We start from the raw sequence: 13,375 nt of genomic DNA on the forward strand, positions 1-13,375 counted from the left end.
GCTCACGCCCCTTAGCGCTCCGCCATCTCCTGCGCCTCTCTTACCACCTGCGCAGCTATCCCCTCAATCGCCTCCGGAGCGAGACTCTCAGCCTCGATCACCCGCTCCTGCTCCACATGACGCGCGCGGTGTTTCTCGTAGCGCGGATCGTAATGGTCGCGCATCAATTCGCCCGCCAGCGCCGCATATTCACCGGCCTGCGCCTGTGCCTGCCATGCCGCGACCCGCTCGGCGGGCTGGAAGGGCCGCAACTGATCGAGCACCCCAAGCAGCCGATCCGGATCCGCCGTGATATCCGCATAGGCCCGCGCCAGATACTCCGCGCGCTCCGCCAGCGGCGCCCTGATCCGCACACGCGGCGCGTCCTTGATCGCAGCCCAGATCCCGCTCGGCAGTTGGAGATCGCCAATCTTTGAGCTTTCCGCCTCCAGCAGCACCGGTCGCGCCGGGTCGAGCGCCGCGATCTCCATGATCAGCCTGGTCTCGAAATCCTTCTGGCTCGACTGCCCGCCCTCCATCGCCCCGAAGAGAGAACCGCGATGATTGGCCAGCCCCTCCAGATCGATCACCTGCGCGCCCTGTGCCCGTGCCGCTTTCAGAATGTCGGTCTTCGCGGTTCCGGTATTGCCGTCGAGCACCACCACCGGACAGGGCATCGCCGCCTGTCCAGCCTCCACTACCAGCGACCGGAACGCCTTGTAGCCGCCCTCGACCAGCTCCACGCGCCAGCCGACCTGCTTCAGGATCGTCGCGAAAGAGCCCGAGCGCTGTCCGCCGCGCCAGCAATAGACCAGCGGACGCCAGCCGCCTTCCTTGTCGGCCAGCGGACCCTGCAAATGTTTGGCTGCGTTCTGTGCCACCAGCGCCGCACCGATCTTGCGCGCGTCGAAGGGCGCGACCTGTTTGTAGATCGTGCCGACGCGGGCGCGCTCCTCATCGTCGAGCACGGGCAGGTTGATGGCGCCGGGGATATGATCCTCGGCGAATTCCGAAGGCGAGCGCACATCGATGATCGTGTCGAAATCGAGCGCGGCGACCTCGGCAATCGAGGTAAGTTTCATCAGTAGACAGTAACCTGCGTGCCGACGGGAACGCTGTTGAACAGCTCGATGACGTGATCGTTCACCATCCGGATGCAGCCGTTCGAGACCGCATGCCCGATCGACCGCGGCTCGGTCGTGCCGTGGATGCGGATCGCCGTGTCATGCCCATTCTGATAGAGATACATCGCCCGCGCGCCGAGCGGGTTCTCCGGCCCACCTTTCATGCCGTCGGCGTATTTCTTGTAGGCCGGGTTACGCTCGATCATCTCTGGCGTCGGGGTCCAGCTCGGCCATTTGACCTTGCGCGCTACCGTCGCCTTGCCGCGGAATGTCAGTTCCGCCTTGCCGACCGCCACGCCGTATCGCATCGCAACGCCCGGCGCGATGATGTGATAGAGGAAGAACTTGTCGGAAACGATGATGATCGAGCCCACCGGCAGATCCGGCTTCACCGCCACTTTCGTCGGGTAATATTGCGAGCCGATCGGCCAGCGCTTGGCCGGTCCGGTCTCGACGCTTTGCGCGGGTTCGGTTGCGGCAAAGGCGGGCAGGCTTGCGAAGGGCAAGGCGGCCAACGAAAGAAGAAAGGCGCGGCGATCCATCTCAAACTCCTGCAAATCCCGTGGCTTCATTCAAGAAAAGCCAAGGGCGAGGCTAGCAAAGCCGCCCCACCCTCTCAAGATTTGGTCTCGGGTCCGGAAAAGACCAGCGCCAATCGTTGCCGCTTTGTCGATTACTTACCGAAAGCGCAGCCCGATTTGACACCGAACTTGCCGAAGATCATTGCAGCCGGGCAGAAACCGGTGAAGGCCGATTGCAGCAGGTTCGCGCCGATGAAGGCAGTAAACCAGAGCCAATACATCGAGACATAAACGGCCAGCAGCAGCGAGATCAGGATCATCACGCCAGCAAAGGCAAAAATCGCACGGTCGAGGTTCATTCGAGGGTACTCCACGAAAAGGTTACGTTGAGACAGAATATAGCATCTCCTCAAGACAAATTCAATTGCTTGCATATGTCTAGCGACGCTTGACCGCAGCCCCGCGCGGGATCAGATAACGTCCCATGAGCGAAGCCACTTTCATAATCGACGCCATGCATTGCGGGGCCTGCACCGGTCGGGTCGAACGCGCGCTGATGGCACAACCCGGCGTTCAAAACGCCTCGGCCAACCTGATGGCGCGCAGCGCCCATGTCGAATTCGACGGGCCCGCCGACCTCGAGAGCCTCAAAACTGCGCTCGATCAGGCCGGCTATCCGGGCCGTCTGAAAGAGGAGATGGCCAGTGGCCCCAGCGCCGCCGAACGCCAGTTGCAGGAGGCGCGCCAGCTCCGGCGGCAGTTCCTGACCGCGCTCGCGCTGACCGCCCCGGTCTTCGTGCTCGCGATGGGCGCGCATATGATCCCCGGCATGCATCACCTGATCGCCAGCACGATCGGGATCGAAGCAAGCTGGTGGGTGCAGATGATCCTTACCGCGCTGGTGCTGGCCTTCCCAGGCCGCGTCTTCCTGCGCATCGGCGTCCCCGCCCTGCTGCGCGGCGCGCCCGAGATGAATTCGCTCGTCGCGATGGGCTCGCTCGCCGCGTTTGTCTATTCCGCCCTCGTCACGCTTGCCCCCGGCGTTCTGCCGGAGGCCGCGCGCGGCGTCTATTTCGAGGCGGCGGCGACCATCGTCACGCTGATCCTGCTGGGTCGCTGGCTTGAGGCGCGCGCCAAGGGCCGGGCCGGCGAGGCGATCTCGCGGCTGATCGGTCTGCAACCCAAGACCGCGCGTGTGCAGACCGAAAACGGGGTGGAGGAACGGCCGATCGAGGAACTCGTGCCCGGCGACATTCTGCTGCTCGCCCCCGGCGAACGAGTCGCGCTCGACGGGGTAATCGCCGAAGGCGCGGGGCATATCGACGAGAGCATGCTGACGGGCGAGCCCGTGCCCGTCGCGAAATCCGAAGGCGATCCGATCACCGGCGGAACGGTGAATGGCGAATCCGCGCTGAGCTACCGCGTCACCGCAACCGGCGGCGACACCGTCCTGTCGCGGATCATCGCGATGGTCGAAGCTGCGCAGGGCGCGAAACTGCCGGTGCAGGCACTGGTCGACAAAGTCACCCGCGTCTTCGTGCCCGTGGTGATGGCGCTGTCGCTCCTGACCTTCGCGATCTGGATGATCGCCGGGATGGGTTTCTCGCACGCCTTCGTCGCCGCAATCTCGGTGATGATCATCGCCTGCCCCTGCGCGATGGGACTGGCGACACCGGTCTCGATCCTCGTGGGCACCGGACGCGGCGCCGAGCTGGGCCTGCTCTTCCGCCGTGGCGACGCGCTGCAACGCCTCTCGGAAGTCGCGGTCGTGGGCTTCGACAAGACCGGGACGCTGACCGAAGGCCACCCCGCCCTGACCGATCTCGAGCCGCTCGCCGACCTGCCCGAGGCGGAAATCCTCGCGCTCGCGGCAGGCGCCGAGGCGCGCTCGGAACATCCGCTGGCCCGGGCGATCCTCGCCGAGGCCGAAGCGCGCGGTATTACCCATGCACCGGTCAAACGCGTCAAGGCGCTGGCCGGCAAGGGGCTGCGCGCGCAGGCCGAAGGCGCGAAGCTCTGGATCGGCAATGCCGGCGCGATGGCAGAGGCCGGAGCCGATATCACGCCCTATGCCGAACGTGCGAAGGCGCTGGCCGCGAAAGGCTGCACCCCGGTGTGGATGTCGCTCGACGACCGGCCAGTCGCGCTGATGGCGCTGTCGGACCCGATCAAGACAGAGGCGCGCGAAGCGATCGACGCTCTACACAAGGCGGGCAAACAGGTGGCGATGGTCACCGGCGACACGCGCGTCACCGCGGAAGCCGTGGGCCACGATCTTGGCATCGACCGGATCGAGGCCGAGGTGCTGCCCGACGGCAAGCGCGATGCGGTCGAGAGCCTGCGCCAGATCGGACCGGTCGCCTTCGTGGGCGACGGCATCAATGACGCCCCTGCGCTGGCGGCCGCCGATGTGGGCCTCGCGATCGGCACCGGCACCGATGTCGCCATCGAGGCCGCCGAGGTCGTGCTGATGCGCGGCGATCCGAACGGCGTCGCGATGGCGCTGGAACTGTCGCGCGCGGTGATGCGCAATATCCGGCAGAACCTGTTCTGGGCATTCGCCTATAACGTCGCGCTGATCCCGGTCGCGATGGGCATCCTCGTGCCCTTCGGCGGGCCCGGCCTGTCACCGATGCTGGCTGCGGGCGCGATGGCCTTCTCCTCGGTCTTCGTGGTCACCAACGCGCTGCGCCTGCGCCGCGCCCTGCGGTGATCCGGGCGTGGATCGGCAAGAGCGCGCCGAGGCCGGAACTCCACCCTTCCCAAGCGGCAAGGAGGGCGCTTAGCTGCGGAAGACCTCGATTGGAGCGCCCGCATGCTGACTCGTCGCCTCTTCCTTCTCTCGCTGAGCGCCCTCGCAGCCTGCGGCGGCTCGCCGCGGCCGATTCCGAAACCGGCCTATGCGCTGCCGCTCCACCGCAACGAGACGCCGGAAATCCGCGCCCTGATCAACCGCTATTCGGACCACTACGGCGTTCCGCGCACCCTGACCCACCGAGTCATCCAGCGCGAGAGCCGTTACCGCGCCGATGCCCGCAATGGCCCCTATTACGGGCTGATGCAGATCCTGCCGCAAACCGCGCGCGGCATGGGCTTTCGCGGCAAGCCGCATGACCTGCTCGATCCCGATACCAACCTGAAATACGCAGTGAAATACCTGCGCGGCGCGTGGCTCGTTTCGGACGGATCGGAAGATCGCGCGGTGAAATGGTATTCGCGCGGCTATTACTACGAGGCGAAACGGCGCGGGTTACTCCGCGAAACCGGGCTGCGCTGACCCGCAACCTGCGCGTCCTCGAACTGAGGGACGCTCCGCGGGGGATATTTGCGCCAAGGCGAAGCAAAACGCTCTCTCCGAAATATCCCCGCCGGAGGCATCCGGCCTTTCCACGCAAAGCTGCCCTCACTCAGGCGCGCGCAACACCCCGGCAGGCCGGGCCGCAAGCGGGCGCAAAGCGAAGACCAGACCCGCGAGCAGCGTCGCGATCACACCGCCCGCCACGATCAGAAGCGCAGGCATCGGGGCGAAATGGAACTCCGCGCCCATCACCAGATGAACCACGGCCCAGCCCGCGAGCCCGCCAAACAGGATCGCGACCAGCCCCGCCGCCGCGCCCATCAGCGCAGAGCGCAGCGCGAAGCTCGCTAGGATCGCGCTGCGCGTGGCGCCGAGCGTCTTGAGCATCGCCGCCTCCCAGGCCCGCTCGCGCTCGCCTGCCGCCGCCGCGCCGATCAGCACGACGAAGCCGGTAAGCAGCGTCACGCCCGCCGCTAGCGAGGTCGCCCGCGCGATGGCCGAGAGCGCATCAGTCACGCGCTGCAAGGCATCGCGCACGCGGATCGCGGTGATATTGGGGAAGCGTTCCGCCAGATCGCGCATCACCTGCGCCTCGGCGCTTGGCGGCGCGTAGATCGTGGCGAGCCATGTATGGGGCGCACCGCGCAGCGCCGCCGGATCGAGCGTGAGGACGAAACCGATCCCGCCGGTCGAGAAATCCACATCGCGGAACGAGGTCACCTTCGCGGTGATGTCGCGCCCGAGGATGTTCACCGTGATCGTATCGCCGAGCTTCAGGCCGATCTCCTGCGCCTCCTTGGCCGAGAAGCTGGCCAGCGGCGGGCCGTTATAGTCCTTCGGCCACCACTCGCCCGCGGTGATCTTCTCGCGCGGGGTCTCGGCATAGGTCACGCCGCGATCGCCGCGCAGCACCCAATGCTCGCCATGCGTCTTGCGCGCATCCTCGCCGTTGATCTTGGCGATCACGCCGCGCAACATCGGCACGCTTTCGACCTTGGTCACCTCTGGCATGTCAGCCAGCAGATCGGTGAAGGGCTGTATCTGGTCGGGCTGGATATCGATCACGAAATAGGCCGGCGCGACCTTCGGCAGATCGCGGTCGATCGCACCGCGCAAGCCGCTGTCGACTTGTCCCACGGCGGCCAGAACCGAGAGGCCGAGGCCGAGCGACAGGATGACCGAGCGCGCCTCGGAGCGCGGCCCGCCGATAGCGGCAAGGGCTGCGCGCAGCACGGGGCGGCCCCGGGCACGGTGCTGGGCGCGACGCGCGAGCCAGCGGATCAGGCTCGCCGCGAGCGTGAGGATCAGAAGCGCCACGGCGATGCCGCCGAGGCTCGCCAGCGTCAGCGTCCAGAGACCCGAGAACCACGCCGAGACGGTGACGATGATCGTCAGAAGCGCTGCCGTCAGCAGAAGCGTGGGCCAGCCCGGCAGGCGGCGGCCTGCGCCGGTGTCGCGGTAAAGCGTCGCCGCGCGCATCTTCGACATGCGCGAGAGCGGCCAGAGCGCAAACAGCATCGCGACCAATGCGCCGTAGAGCGCGGCCTCGCCCAGCGGGCCGGGATCGAGGCCGATCTCGACCGGCAGTGGTAGCGCGCGTTCGATCAGCCCGGATGCGCCGAGTACGAGACCGGCACCAAGGAGGAGCCCGGCGAGAATGCCCGCGAGGCCGAGGGCTGCGAGCTGCAGCAGAAACGCCGCGCGGATCGTGCCTCCGGTCGCGCCGAGCGCGCGCAGGGTCGCGATGGTGGGCGCTTTGCGTTCGATCCACGCAGCGACCGTGGCGGAGATGCCGACCCCGCCTACGGCCAGCCCGGCAAGCCCGACCAGCACGAGGAAAGAGCCCAGCCGCTGCACGAAACGCTCCGCCCCCGGCGCGGCCCGGCGGCGGTCGGACCAGCGCATACCGGCCCCGTCGAACCGGGTCTCGGCCTGCTGTTTCAGCGTGGCGAGGTCGGTGTCTGGCGGCAGCGTCGCGCGGTATTCCGTCTCGAAGAGCGAGCCGGGCGACAGCAGCGGCGTGTTCTCGATGGCCGACAGGGAGACGATGGAATGCGGACCGAGGCCCATCCCCGTCCCGGTCGAATCCGGCTCGCGCACGATCCGCGCCATCATCACGAAATCCTGCCCGCCCAGCTGCACCTTATCACCAGGGCTCAGGCCCAGACGGTCAGCGAGGATCGGATCGAGGAAAATCCCCGGCAAGCCGCCCTGCCCCGTCAACGCGTCAGGCGCGACGGGCGGATCAAGCTTCAGCTTGCCGGTCAGCGGATAGGCCCCGTCCACCGCCTTCACCTGCGTCAACGCGCGGTCGGCGGGATCGGTGCCGGTCGACAGCATCGAGCGGAAGTCGATCACCTCCGAGACCGCCGTGGCGCGGTCGGTGATCCATTGCAGCTCCTCGGGCTTGGCGCGGCGATAGGTGAATTCGTATTGCGCGTCGCCCCCCAAGAGCACCGCGCCCTGATCCGACAGCGCACGCTCGATCGCGGAGCGCACCAGACCGACCGAGGCGATCGCCGCCACGCCCAGCATGAGGCAGAGCAACATCACCCAGAAGCCGCGAATGCCGCCGCGCAGCTCGCGCCGGGCGATGGAGAGCGCGAGGCTCATGCGGGGGTGCCCGTAGCAATGTGATCGCCCACGACTTCTCCATCACGCAGCTCCACGATCCGGTCGCAGCGCGAGGCCAGTTCAGGCGCGTGGGTCACCAGCACCAACGTCGCGCCGTGTTTCTCCTGCAGGCCGAAAAGCAGCTCGATGATCGTCTCGCCCGTGGCGCTGTCGAGATTGCCGGTGGGTTCATCCGCCAGCAGGATCGCAGGTCGCGGCGCGACCGCGCGGGCCAGCGCCACGCGCTGCTGCTCGCCGCCCGACATCTGGCTGGGATAATGGTCGAGCCTATGCGCCAGCCCGACGGCCTCCAGCTCTGCCGCGGCGCGCTCGAACGGGCGCTCCACGCCTGCGATTTCCAGCGGCATCGCGACGTTTTCCAGCGCTGTCATCGTCGGGATGAGGTGGAAGCTTTGGAAAACCACCCCCATATTACCCCGACGAAACCGCGCCAGCGCATCCTCGGACAGCTTCGAGAGATCGTGACCCAAAGCGGTGACAGACCCCGAGGTGGCGCGTTCCAGCCCACCCATCAGCATGAGGAGCGACGATTTGCCCGATCCAGACGGCCCCGTAAGCCCGACGCTTTCCCCTTTCGCGATGCTGAGGTCGATCCCGTTGAGGATCTCGACCGGGCCGGTATTGCCGTCGAGCGCGAGCCGCGCGTCTTTCAACTCAAGGATCGTTTCACTCATGCGCCGTCTTTCTTTTGCTTCAAAGGGATATGGGCCGCGCATGGGGATACGCAAGCGGATCGCGGCCGGTTTTATCGCCGCAGGGCTGGCTCTGAGCGCTGTGCCCGCGATGGCGGAGGTGTCGATCCTCGCGCTCGGGGACTCGCTGACCCAAGGCTACGGGCTCGATAATCCGACCGACGGGCTGGTCCCGCAGCTGCAAGGCTGGCTGCGCGATCACGGGCAGGATGTCAGCGTCATCAATGGCGGCGTCTCCGGCGACACGACGGCGGGCGGGCTGTCGCGGATCGACTGGCTCCTGACGCCGCAGCCCGATGCGGTGATCGTGGCTCTGGGCGGCAACGACCTGCTGCGGGGGTTGCCCCCGGAACAGGCGCGCGCGAACCTCGACGGCATCCTCGCGAAACTGCAGGCGAAGGACATTCCGGCACTGCTGGCAGGCCTTCCCGCACCGGGGAATTTCGGCCCGAAATACCAGAAGGATTTCGACGCGATCTATCCTGACCTGGCGAAGAAATACGATGCGGTTCTGGTGCCCAACCTGCTCGCCCCGATCACGGAGACTTCGATCGAGGAGCGCGCGAAGACCAACCTGATGCAGCCCGACAATATCCACCCCTCGCCTGCCGGCGTCAAAAAGGTGGTGGCGGCGCTGGGGCCGAAGGTGCTGGAGCTTCTGGCAAAGGTGAAGCCAGGGAGCTGAGCGCTCAGCTCTCCTCTTCGGGATAAGCCGCCTTGCAGGCTGCGATCTGCGCCTCGGCGGCCTTCGACAGTTCCGCCTGCCGCTTCAACAGAGCCTCAAGTTTGCGCTTTTCGATTACCGGATCTATCGGGATCGGTCGCTGGCGCGTCACAGTGTAATCCTCGAGGCACATGCGCGGCTTCTGGATCAGCTTGTCGCCCTTGGTGATCGTGTCGTAGCCACAGATTTCCCACCGGCTCGACGTGGTCTCGTAGCTCTGCCACGCATAGCCGCGCGCGAGATTGCCCTGCACCTCGCTGACCAGATCGGTGACGCGGCGCAGTTCGGTCGTGGATTGCCGGATACAGCGCTCCTGCGGGGTGCCGCAGGCGGCGAGCAGGACGAGCGGGATCAGCATCAGGGCGTGGCGCATGGGCGGTCTCCTTCGCGTTCAGCCTACGCCCGCTTCCGCCCGCGATCAATCGCGCCCTTCCCGCACCCGCCCACGCCTGCTAAGGATCACGCCAGAGATTTGGGAGGCCCGACGCATGACAGACACGGTTGAGGATTTCGACGCCCGCAAGGCCCGCGCGAGCCAGTGGTTCTCGGACCTGCGCGACCGGATCGTGGCGGCGTTCGAGGGGCTGGAGGACAGTCATACCGAAGGTCCGCTGTCCGAGCAGGCGCCGGGTCGCTTCGAAGTCACCCCGACCGAGCGCAAGGGCCCCGCGGGCGAGGACCACGGCGGCGGCAAGATGAGCGTGATGCGCGGCGGTCGCGTCTTCGAAAAGGTCGGCGTGAACATCTCCACCGTCTGGGGCGAACTGGCCCCCCGCGCGCAAAAGGCGATGGCCGCGCGCGGCGTGCCGGGGATGGAGGAAGACCCGCGTTTCTGGGCCGCAGGCATTTCGCTGGTCGCGCATATGCAGAACCCGCATTGCCCCGCCGTACACATGAATACCCGGATGTTCTGGACGCCCGGCGCGTGGTGGTTCGGCGGCGGCGCGGACCTCAATCCGTGTCTTGAGTATGACGAGGACACCGCGCATTTCCACGCCGAGATGCAGGCCGCCTGCGACGCTCATGACAAGACCTATTACGACCATTTCAAAGCCTGGGCGGACGAGTATTTCTTCATCCCCCATCGCGGCCGTGCGCGTGGCGTCGGCGGTATCTTCTACGACGATCTGAACACCGATGAGTGGGAGGACGATTTCGCCTTCACCCAATCGGTGGGCGCGGCCTTCCTGCCCGCCTTCCAGCCGCTGATCGAGAAACGCCGCGTGCAGGACTGGTCCGAAGAGGACCGCGAAGCCCAGCTGCGTCATCGCGGGCTCTATGCCGAATATAACCTCGTCTATGATCGGGGCACGAAATTCGGGTTGGAAACCGGCCACAATGCGGATGCGGTCCTGATGAGCCTGCCGCCCGTCGCGAAGTGGTATTGAAGGGCTGATGGCCTCATGGGCGCGAGGTGGAGGGGCGCTGCCCCACCCGCGCGCAGGCACGTAAACGGAAAGAAAAGAGGGGCGCTGCCCCTCTTCGCTTACGCGAATTCACCCCGGGATATTTTTACCAAGAGGAAGAAATAGTTGCGCGCCCGAATACTCGGACGCGCGCGCTCTCGGTCGAAATCGCGTGTCAACCGTTGCGGATCGTCTCGACCATCAGCGCCACGTTCTCCGGATCGGCATCGGGAGTGATCCCGTGACCGAGATTGAAGATATGCGGCCCCTTGCTGAAGGCCTGCACCACGTGGCGGGTCTCGTCGATCAGCGCCTGACCTCCGGTGACCATATGCGAGGATGCGAGGTTGCCCTGTACGCAGCCCGACACCTGGACATGCTCTGCACCCCATTCCGGTGTCACCGAATTGTCGAGAGCGACGCAATCGGCGCCGGTCTTCTGATGGAAGCCGATATAGCCCTTGCCCGCCTCGCGCGGGAAGGCGATGACCGGCAGACCCGGGTAACGCGCTTTCATCTCGGCGATGATCTTGCGCGCCGGTTCGACGGCGAAGTCCTCGAAATCCTGACCCTTGAGCGAGCCCGCCCAGCTGTCGAAGATCTTCACGACCTCGGCTCCGGCCTCGACCTGTTTCGAAAGGTATTCGATGGTCGAGACGGTCAGCAGGTCGATGATTTTCACGAAGGTCTCGCGGTCTTCGGCCTTCAGCGCATGCGCCGGACCCTGATCCTTCGTGCCACGCCCCGCGATCATATAGGTCGCGACGGTCCACGGTGCGCCGGCGAAACCGATCAGAGTGGTCTCTTTCGGCAGTTCTTCCGAGAGGATCGAGACCGTCTCATAGACCGGATTCAGCGTCTCGTGGATGTCGTCCTTGGTCTTGAGCTTGGCGAAATCGTCGGCCCCGGTGATCGTCGAGAGGCGCGGGCCCTCGCCTGTCACGAACCACAGATCGGCGCCCAGAGCCTGCGGCAGAAGCAGGATGTCGGCGAACAGGATCGCCGCGTCGAAGCCGTAGCGGCGGATCGGCTGCAACGTCACTTCGGCGGCCAGTTCGGGGGTGTAGCACAGCGACAGGAAATCGCCCGCCTTCGCCCGCGTCGCGCGATATTCCGGCAGGTAGCGCCCCGCCTGCCGCATCATCCAGACCGGAGGGGTCGGCAGCACTTCGCCTTTCAAAGCTCGCAGGATCGTCTTGTCGGTCATTCTGGCGCCTCCTCTTTGCCCCCTTCGACGCGACCTGTGGCGTCATGTCAAGCGCGGGGCTTCTTGCAAGGTCCATCTGTCGCGGATATTCCGGGGCCATGACACAGATGCCCGATGCGAAATCCCCGCTCAAGATCGGCACCCGCGGCTCGCCGCTGGCGCTGGCGCAGGCCTATGAGACCCGTGACCGGCTGATGGCCGCGCATGGCCTGCCCGAAGACGCTTTCGAGGTCGTGGTGATCAAGACCACGGGCGACGACCGGGCGATGATCGCGGCGGACAAACCGCTCAAGGAGATCGGCAACAAGGGCCTGTTCACGAAGGAAATCGAAGAGGCGATGGTCGATGGCCGCATCGATATCGCCGTGCATTCGATGAAGGACATGCCGACCGAGCAGCCCGAGGGACTGGTGCTCGATTGCTATCTGCCGCGCGAAGACGTGCGCGATGCCTTCGTCAGCCTGGAATACGACTCGATCATGGCCCTGCCCGAAGGGGCGACGGTCGGCACCTCCAGCCTGCGTCGCCGGGCGCAGCTTGCCCATGTGCGACCCGATCTGAAGCTGGTCGAGTTTCGCGGCAATGTGCAGACCCGGCTGAAGAAGCTGGCGGACGGTGTCGCGGCTGCGAGCTTCCTCGCCTATGCGGGGCTGCGGCGTCTGGGGATGGAGGACTCGGCGCGCGGGCCCATCGCCCCCGAAGAGATGCTGCCGGCTGTCGCACAGGGCGCGATCGGGATCGAGCGCCGGATGGCCGATGCTCGCGCCGAGGCGCTTCTGGCCCCGATCCATGATCTGGTGACCGAGCAGCGCCTACTGGCGGAACGCGCCTTCCTCGCGACGCTGGACGGCTCCTGCGAGACACCGATTGCCGGGCTCGCACTGATCGAGGGCGACCGGCTCTGGCTGCGCGGTCAGATCCTACGTCCCGACGGCTCCGAGGCGCTCGCGGGCGAGCGCTGGGGCAATATCGACGAGGGCGCCGCGATGGGCGAACACCTCGCGCGCGATCTGCTGTCTCAGGCGGGCGAAGGGTTCTTCGACTGGCGCTGAGCACTCAGCACAGAAGCTGACCCGCCGCGCGGCGCTCGAGCGCCCGCTCCATCTCGGGGATTTCGCCATCGCCGAAGCCGCGCAAGGCGAGGCGTTCCAGCGGGCTGATATCGCACCAGAGGTTTTTCAGCACCTTGTCGCGGCGCTTGCGCGGCACCTCGGCCAGACGCATTTCATAGATCTCGTCGGCCGCCGCCAGAAGACGCGGATGCAGGTTCTCGAGCAGCGGTTCGAAAGCGATGCGGGCGGATTTGGCGTTGCGGAGCCGCAGGATCGCCCCCTCGCCGACGGTCATCGTCTGGATCAGAGTCCAGTCCAGCACATCGGCTGCCCGGTGCGGCGGGATCGGGGCGTGACCGCTAAGGCCATAGGTCAGACAGAGCACATCGCGCTCGTCCCGTGGCATCGCCAGCACGACGCGGGCGCAATCCTGTTCCAAGGCAGTTTCGGCATCCTCCAGCCGCCCGAGGCGCGGTGTCGACACCTGCGATGGCGGCACCTCCGCGCGGACGAAGATATTGCGGATCACATTATCGAACTTCAGTGCGATATGACGCGAGAGCATGACACTTCCTTTTACATATACAACCTCTCCGCCCTGTCTTCTGAACGAGCTTTGCGGCACCGCCGTTCCCTCCCGAGAGCGGTTTTCCGCCGGGCTTTTCGCTAAGTCTTTGTAGGTCCACGAGGAAGGCTTGACGCCTCCCTCTTGCACTTGGTCGCCCGAAAGCGCAAAGC

13 protein-coding genes are annotated in these 13,375 nt (G+C 66.1%); 5 read left to right on the plus strand and 8 right to left on the minus strand.

Annotated features, from left to right (window positions below; genetic code table 11):
* Positions 1 to 11: 11 nt before the first annotated feature.
* The 3 genes from mnmH to BMG03_RS15910 all read right to left on the minus strand — a co-directional run bounded on the left by mnmH (position 12) and on the right by BMG03_RS15910 (position 1,983).
* Complete coding sequence (mnmH, locus tag BMG03_RS15900) at positions 12 to 1,061, minus strand: tRNA 2-selenouridine(34) synthase MnmH (protein ID WP_075774180.1); 1,050 nt, start codon at positions 1,059 to 1,061, stop codon at positions 12 to 14.
* Positions 1,061 to 1,645: a L,D-transpeptidase gene (locus BMG03_RS15905; RefSeq protein ID WP_075774179.1), complete on the minus strand. Its 585-nt coding sequence runs from the start codon at positions 1,643 to 1,645 to the stop codon at positions 1,061 to 1,063. Before BMG03_RS15905 ends, mnmH begins: the two co-directional genes overlap by 1 nt.
* A gap of 131 nt (positions 1,646 to 1,776) precedes the next feature.
* Complete coding sequence (locus BMG03_RS15910; RefSeq protein ID WP_075774178.1) at positions 1,777 to 1,983, minus strand: YgaP family membrane protein; 207 nt, start codon at positions 1,981 to 1,983, stop codon at positions 1,777 to 1,779.
* A gap of 125 nt (positions 1,984 to 2,108) precedes the next feature.
* Here BMG03_RS15910 and BMG03_RS15915 point away from each other — a divergent pair, with 125 nt between their 5' ends.
* Entirely contained in the window at positions 2,109 to 4,337 is a 2,229-nt protein-coding gene (locus tag BMG03_RS15915) for a heavy metal translocating P-type ATPase (protein ID WP_075774177.1), read from the plus strand.
* Between the two features lie 102 nt (positions 4,338 to 4,439).
* The gene (locus BMG03_RS15920) at positions 4,440 to 4,901 is read left to right on the plus strand and encodes a lytic transglycosylase domain-containing protein (RefSeq protein WP_075774176.1); all 462 of its coding nucleotides are present in this window, start codon (positions 4,440 to 4,442) and stop codon (positions 4,899 to 4,901) included.
* Between the two features lie 126 nt (positions 4,902 to 5,027).
* On the opposite strand, the gene BMG03_RS15925 is transcribed toward BMG03_RS15920, so the two are convergent.
* Both BMG03_RS15925 and BMG03_RS15930 read right to left on the minus strand, forming a co-directional pair.
* The gene (locus BMG03_RS15925; protein WP_075774175.1) at positions 5,028 to 7,535 is read right to left on the minus strand and encodes an ABC transporter permease; all 2,508 of its coding nucleotides are present in this window, start codon (positions 7,533 to 7,535) and stop codon (positions 5,028 to 5,030) included.
* Positions 7,532 to 8,230: an ABC transporter ATP-binding protein gene (locus tag BMG03_RS15930; protein WP_075774174.1), complete on the minus strand. Its 699-nt coding sequence runs from the start codon at positions 8,228 to 8,230 to the stop codon at positions 7,532 to 7,534. Before BMG03_RS15930 ends, BMG03_RS15925 begins: the two co-directional genes overlap by 4 nt.
* A 40-nt stretch (positions 8,231 to 8,270) precedes the next feature.
* On the opposite strand from BMG03_RS15930, the gene BMG03_RS15935 reads away from it, so the two are divergent.
* The gene (locus BMG03_RS15935) at positions 8,271 to 8,933 is read left to right on the plus strand and encodes an arylesterase (protein WP_075774173.1); all 663 of its coding nucleotides are present in this window, start codon (positions 8,271 to 8,273) and stop codon (positions 8,931 to 8,933) included.
* A 4-nt stretch (positions 8,934 to 8,937) separates the two neighbouring features.
* On the opposite strand, the gene BMG03_RS15940 is transcribed toward BMG03_RS15935, so the two are convergent.
* A complete protein-coding gene (locus tag BMG03_RS15940) occupies positions 8,938 to 9,345 on the minus strand; it encodes a hypothetical protein (protein WP_075774172.1) in 408 nt (135 codons plus the stop codon).
* 115 nt (positions 9,346 to 9,460) lie between these two features.
* On the opposite strand from BMG03_RS15940, the gene hemF reads away from it, so the two are divergent.
* Complete coding sequence (gene hemF / locus BMG03_RS15945; RefSeq protein ID WP_075774171.1) at positions 9,461 to 10,360, plus strand: oxygen-dependent coproporphyrinogen oxidase; 900 nt, start codon at positions 9,461 to 9,463, stop codon at positions 10,358 to 10,360.
* Between the two features lie 193 nt (positions 10,361 to 10,553).
* On the opposite strand, the gene hemE is transcribed toward hemF, so the two are convergent.
* Positions 10,554 to 11,585 (minus strand): uroporphyrinogen decarboxylase, encoded by a 1,032-nt coding sequence (gene hemE, locus BMG03_RS15950; RefSeq protein WP_075774170.1) that lies wholly within the window; start codon positions 11,583 to 11,585, stop codon positions 10,554 to 10,556.
* A gap of 98 nt (positions 11,586 to 11,683) precedes the next feature.
* Here hemE and hemC point away from each other — a divergent pair, with 98 nt between their 5' ends.
* Complete coding sequence (gene hemC / locus BMG03_RS15955) at positions 11,684 to 12,637, plus strand: hydroxymethylbilane synthase (RefSeq protein WP_075774169.1); 954 nt, start codon at positions 11,684 to 11,686, stop codon at positions 12,635 to 12,637.
* 4 nt (positions 12,638 to 12,641) lie between these two features.
* Here hemC and BMG03_RS15960 read toward each other — a convergent pair whose 3' ends face one another.
* Entirely contained in the window at positions 12,642 to 13,202 is a 561-nt protein-coding gene (locus BMG03_RS15960) for a hypothetical protein (protein WP_075774168.1), read from the minus strand.
* Between the last annotated feature and the right edge of the window lie 173 nt (positions 13,203 to 13,375).

The sequence above is a fragment of the Thioclava nitratireducens genome (assembly GCF_001940525.2).
Lineage (GTDB): Bacteria > Pseudomonadota > Alphaproteobacteria > Rhodobacterales > Rhodobacteraceae > Thioclava > Thioclava nitratireducens.

Coding starts and splice junctions, on each gene's coding strand:
- mnmH (WP_075774180.1), bottom strand. CDS start 1,061: ATGAAACTTACCTCGATTGCCGAGGTCGCCGCGCTCGATTTCGACACG.
- hemC (WP_075774169.1), top strand. CDS start 11,684: ATGACACAGATGCCCGATGCGAAATCCCCGCTCAAGATCGGCACCCGC.
- hemF (WP_075774171.1), top strand. CDS start 9,461: ATGACAGACACGGTTGAGGATTTCGACGCCCGCAAGGCCCGCGCGAGC.
- hemE (WP_075774170.1), bottom strand. CDS start 11,585: ATGACCGACAAGACGATCCTGCGAGCTTTGAAAGGCGAAGTGCTGCCG.
- BMG03_RS15925 (WP_075774175.1), bottom strand. CDS start 7,535: ATGAGCCTCGCGCTCTCCATCGCCCGGCGCGAGCTGCGCGGCGGCATT.
- BMG03_RS15940 (WP_075774172.1), bottom strand. CDS start 9,345: ATGCGCCACGCCCTGATGCTGATCCCGCTCGTCCTGCTCGCCGCCTGC.
- BMG03_RS15920 (WP_075774176.1), top strand. CDS start 4,440: ATGCTGACTCGTCGCCTCTTCCTTCTCTCGCTGAGCGCCCTCGCAGCC.
- BMG03_RS15935 (WP_075774173.1), top strand. CDS start 8,271: ATGGGGATACGCAAGCGGATCGCGGCCGGTTTTATCGCCGCAGGGCTG.
- BMG03_RS15905 (WP_075774179.1), bottom strand. CDS start 1,645: ATGGATCGCCGCGCCTTTCTTCTTTCGTTGGCCGCCTTGCCCTTCGCA.
- BMG03_RS15915 (WP_075774177.1), top strand. CDS start 2,109: ATGAGCGAAGCCACTTTCATAATCGACGCCATGCATTGCGGGGCCTGC.
- BMG03_RS15960 (WP_075774168.1), bottom strand. CDS start 13,202: ATGCTCTCGCGTCATATCGCACTGAAGTTCGATAATGTGATCCGCAAT.
- BMG03_RS15910 (WP_075774178.1), bottom strand. CDS start 1,983: ATGAACCTCGACCGTGCGATTTTTGCCTTTGCTGGCGTGATGATCCTG.
- BMG03_RS15930 (WP_075774174.1), bottom strand. CDS start 8,230: ATGAGTGAAACGATCCTTGAGTTGAAAGACGCGCGGCTCGCGCTCGAC.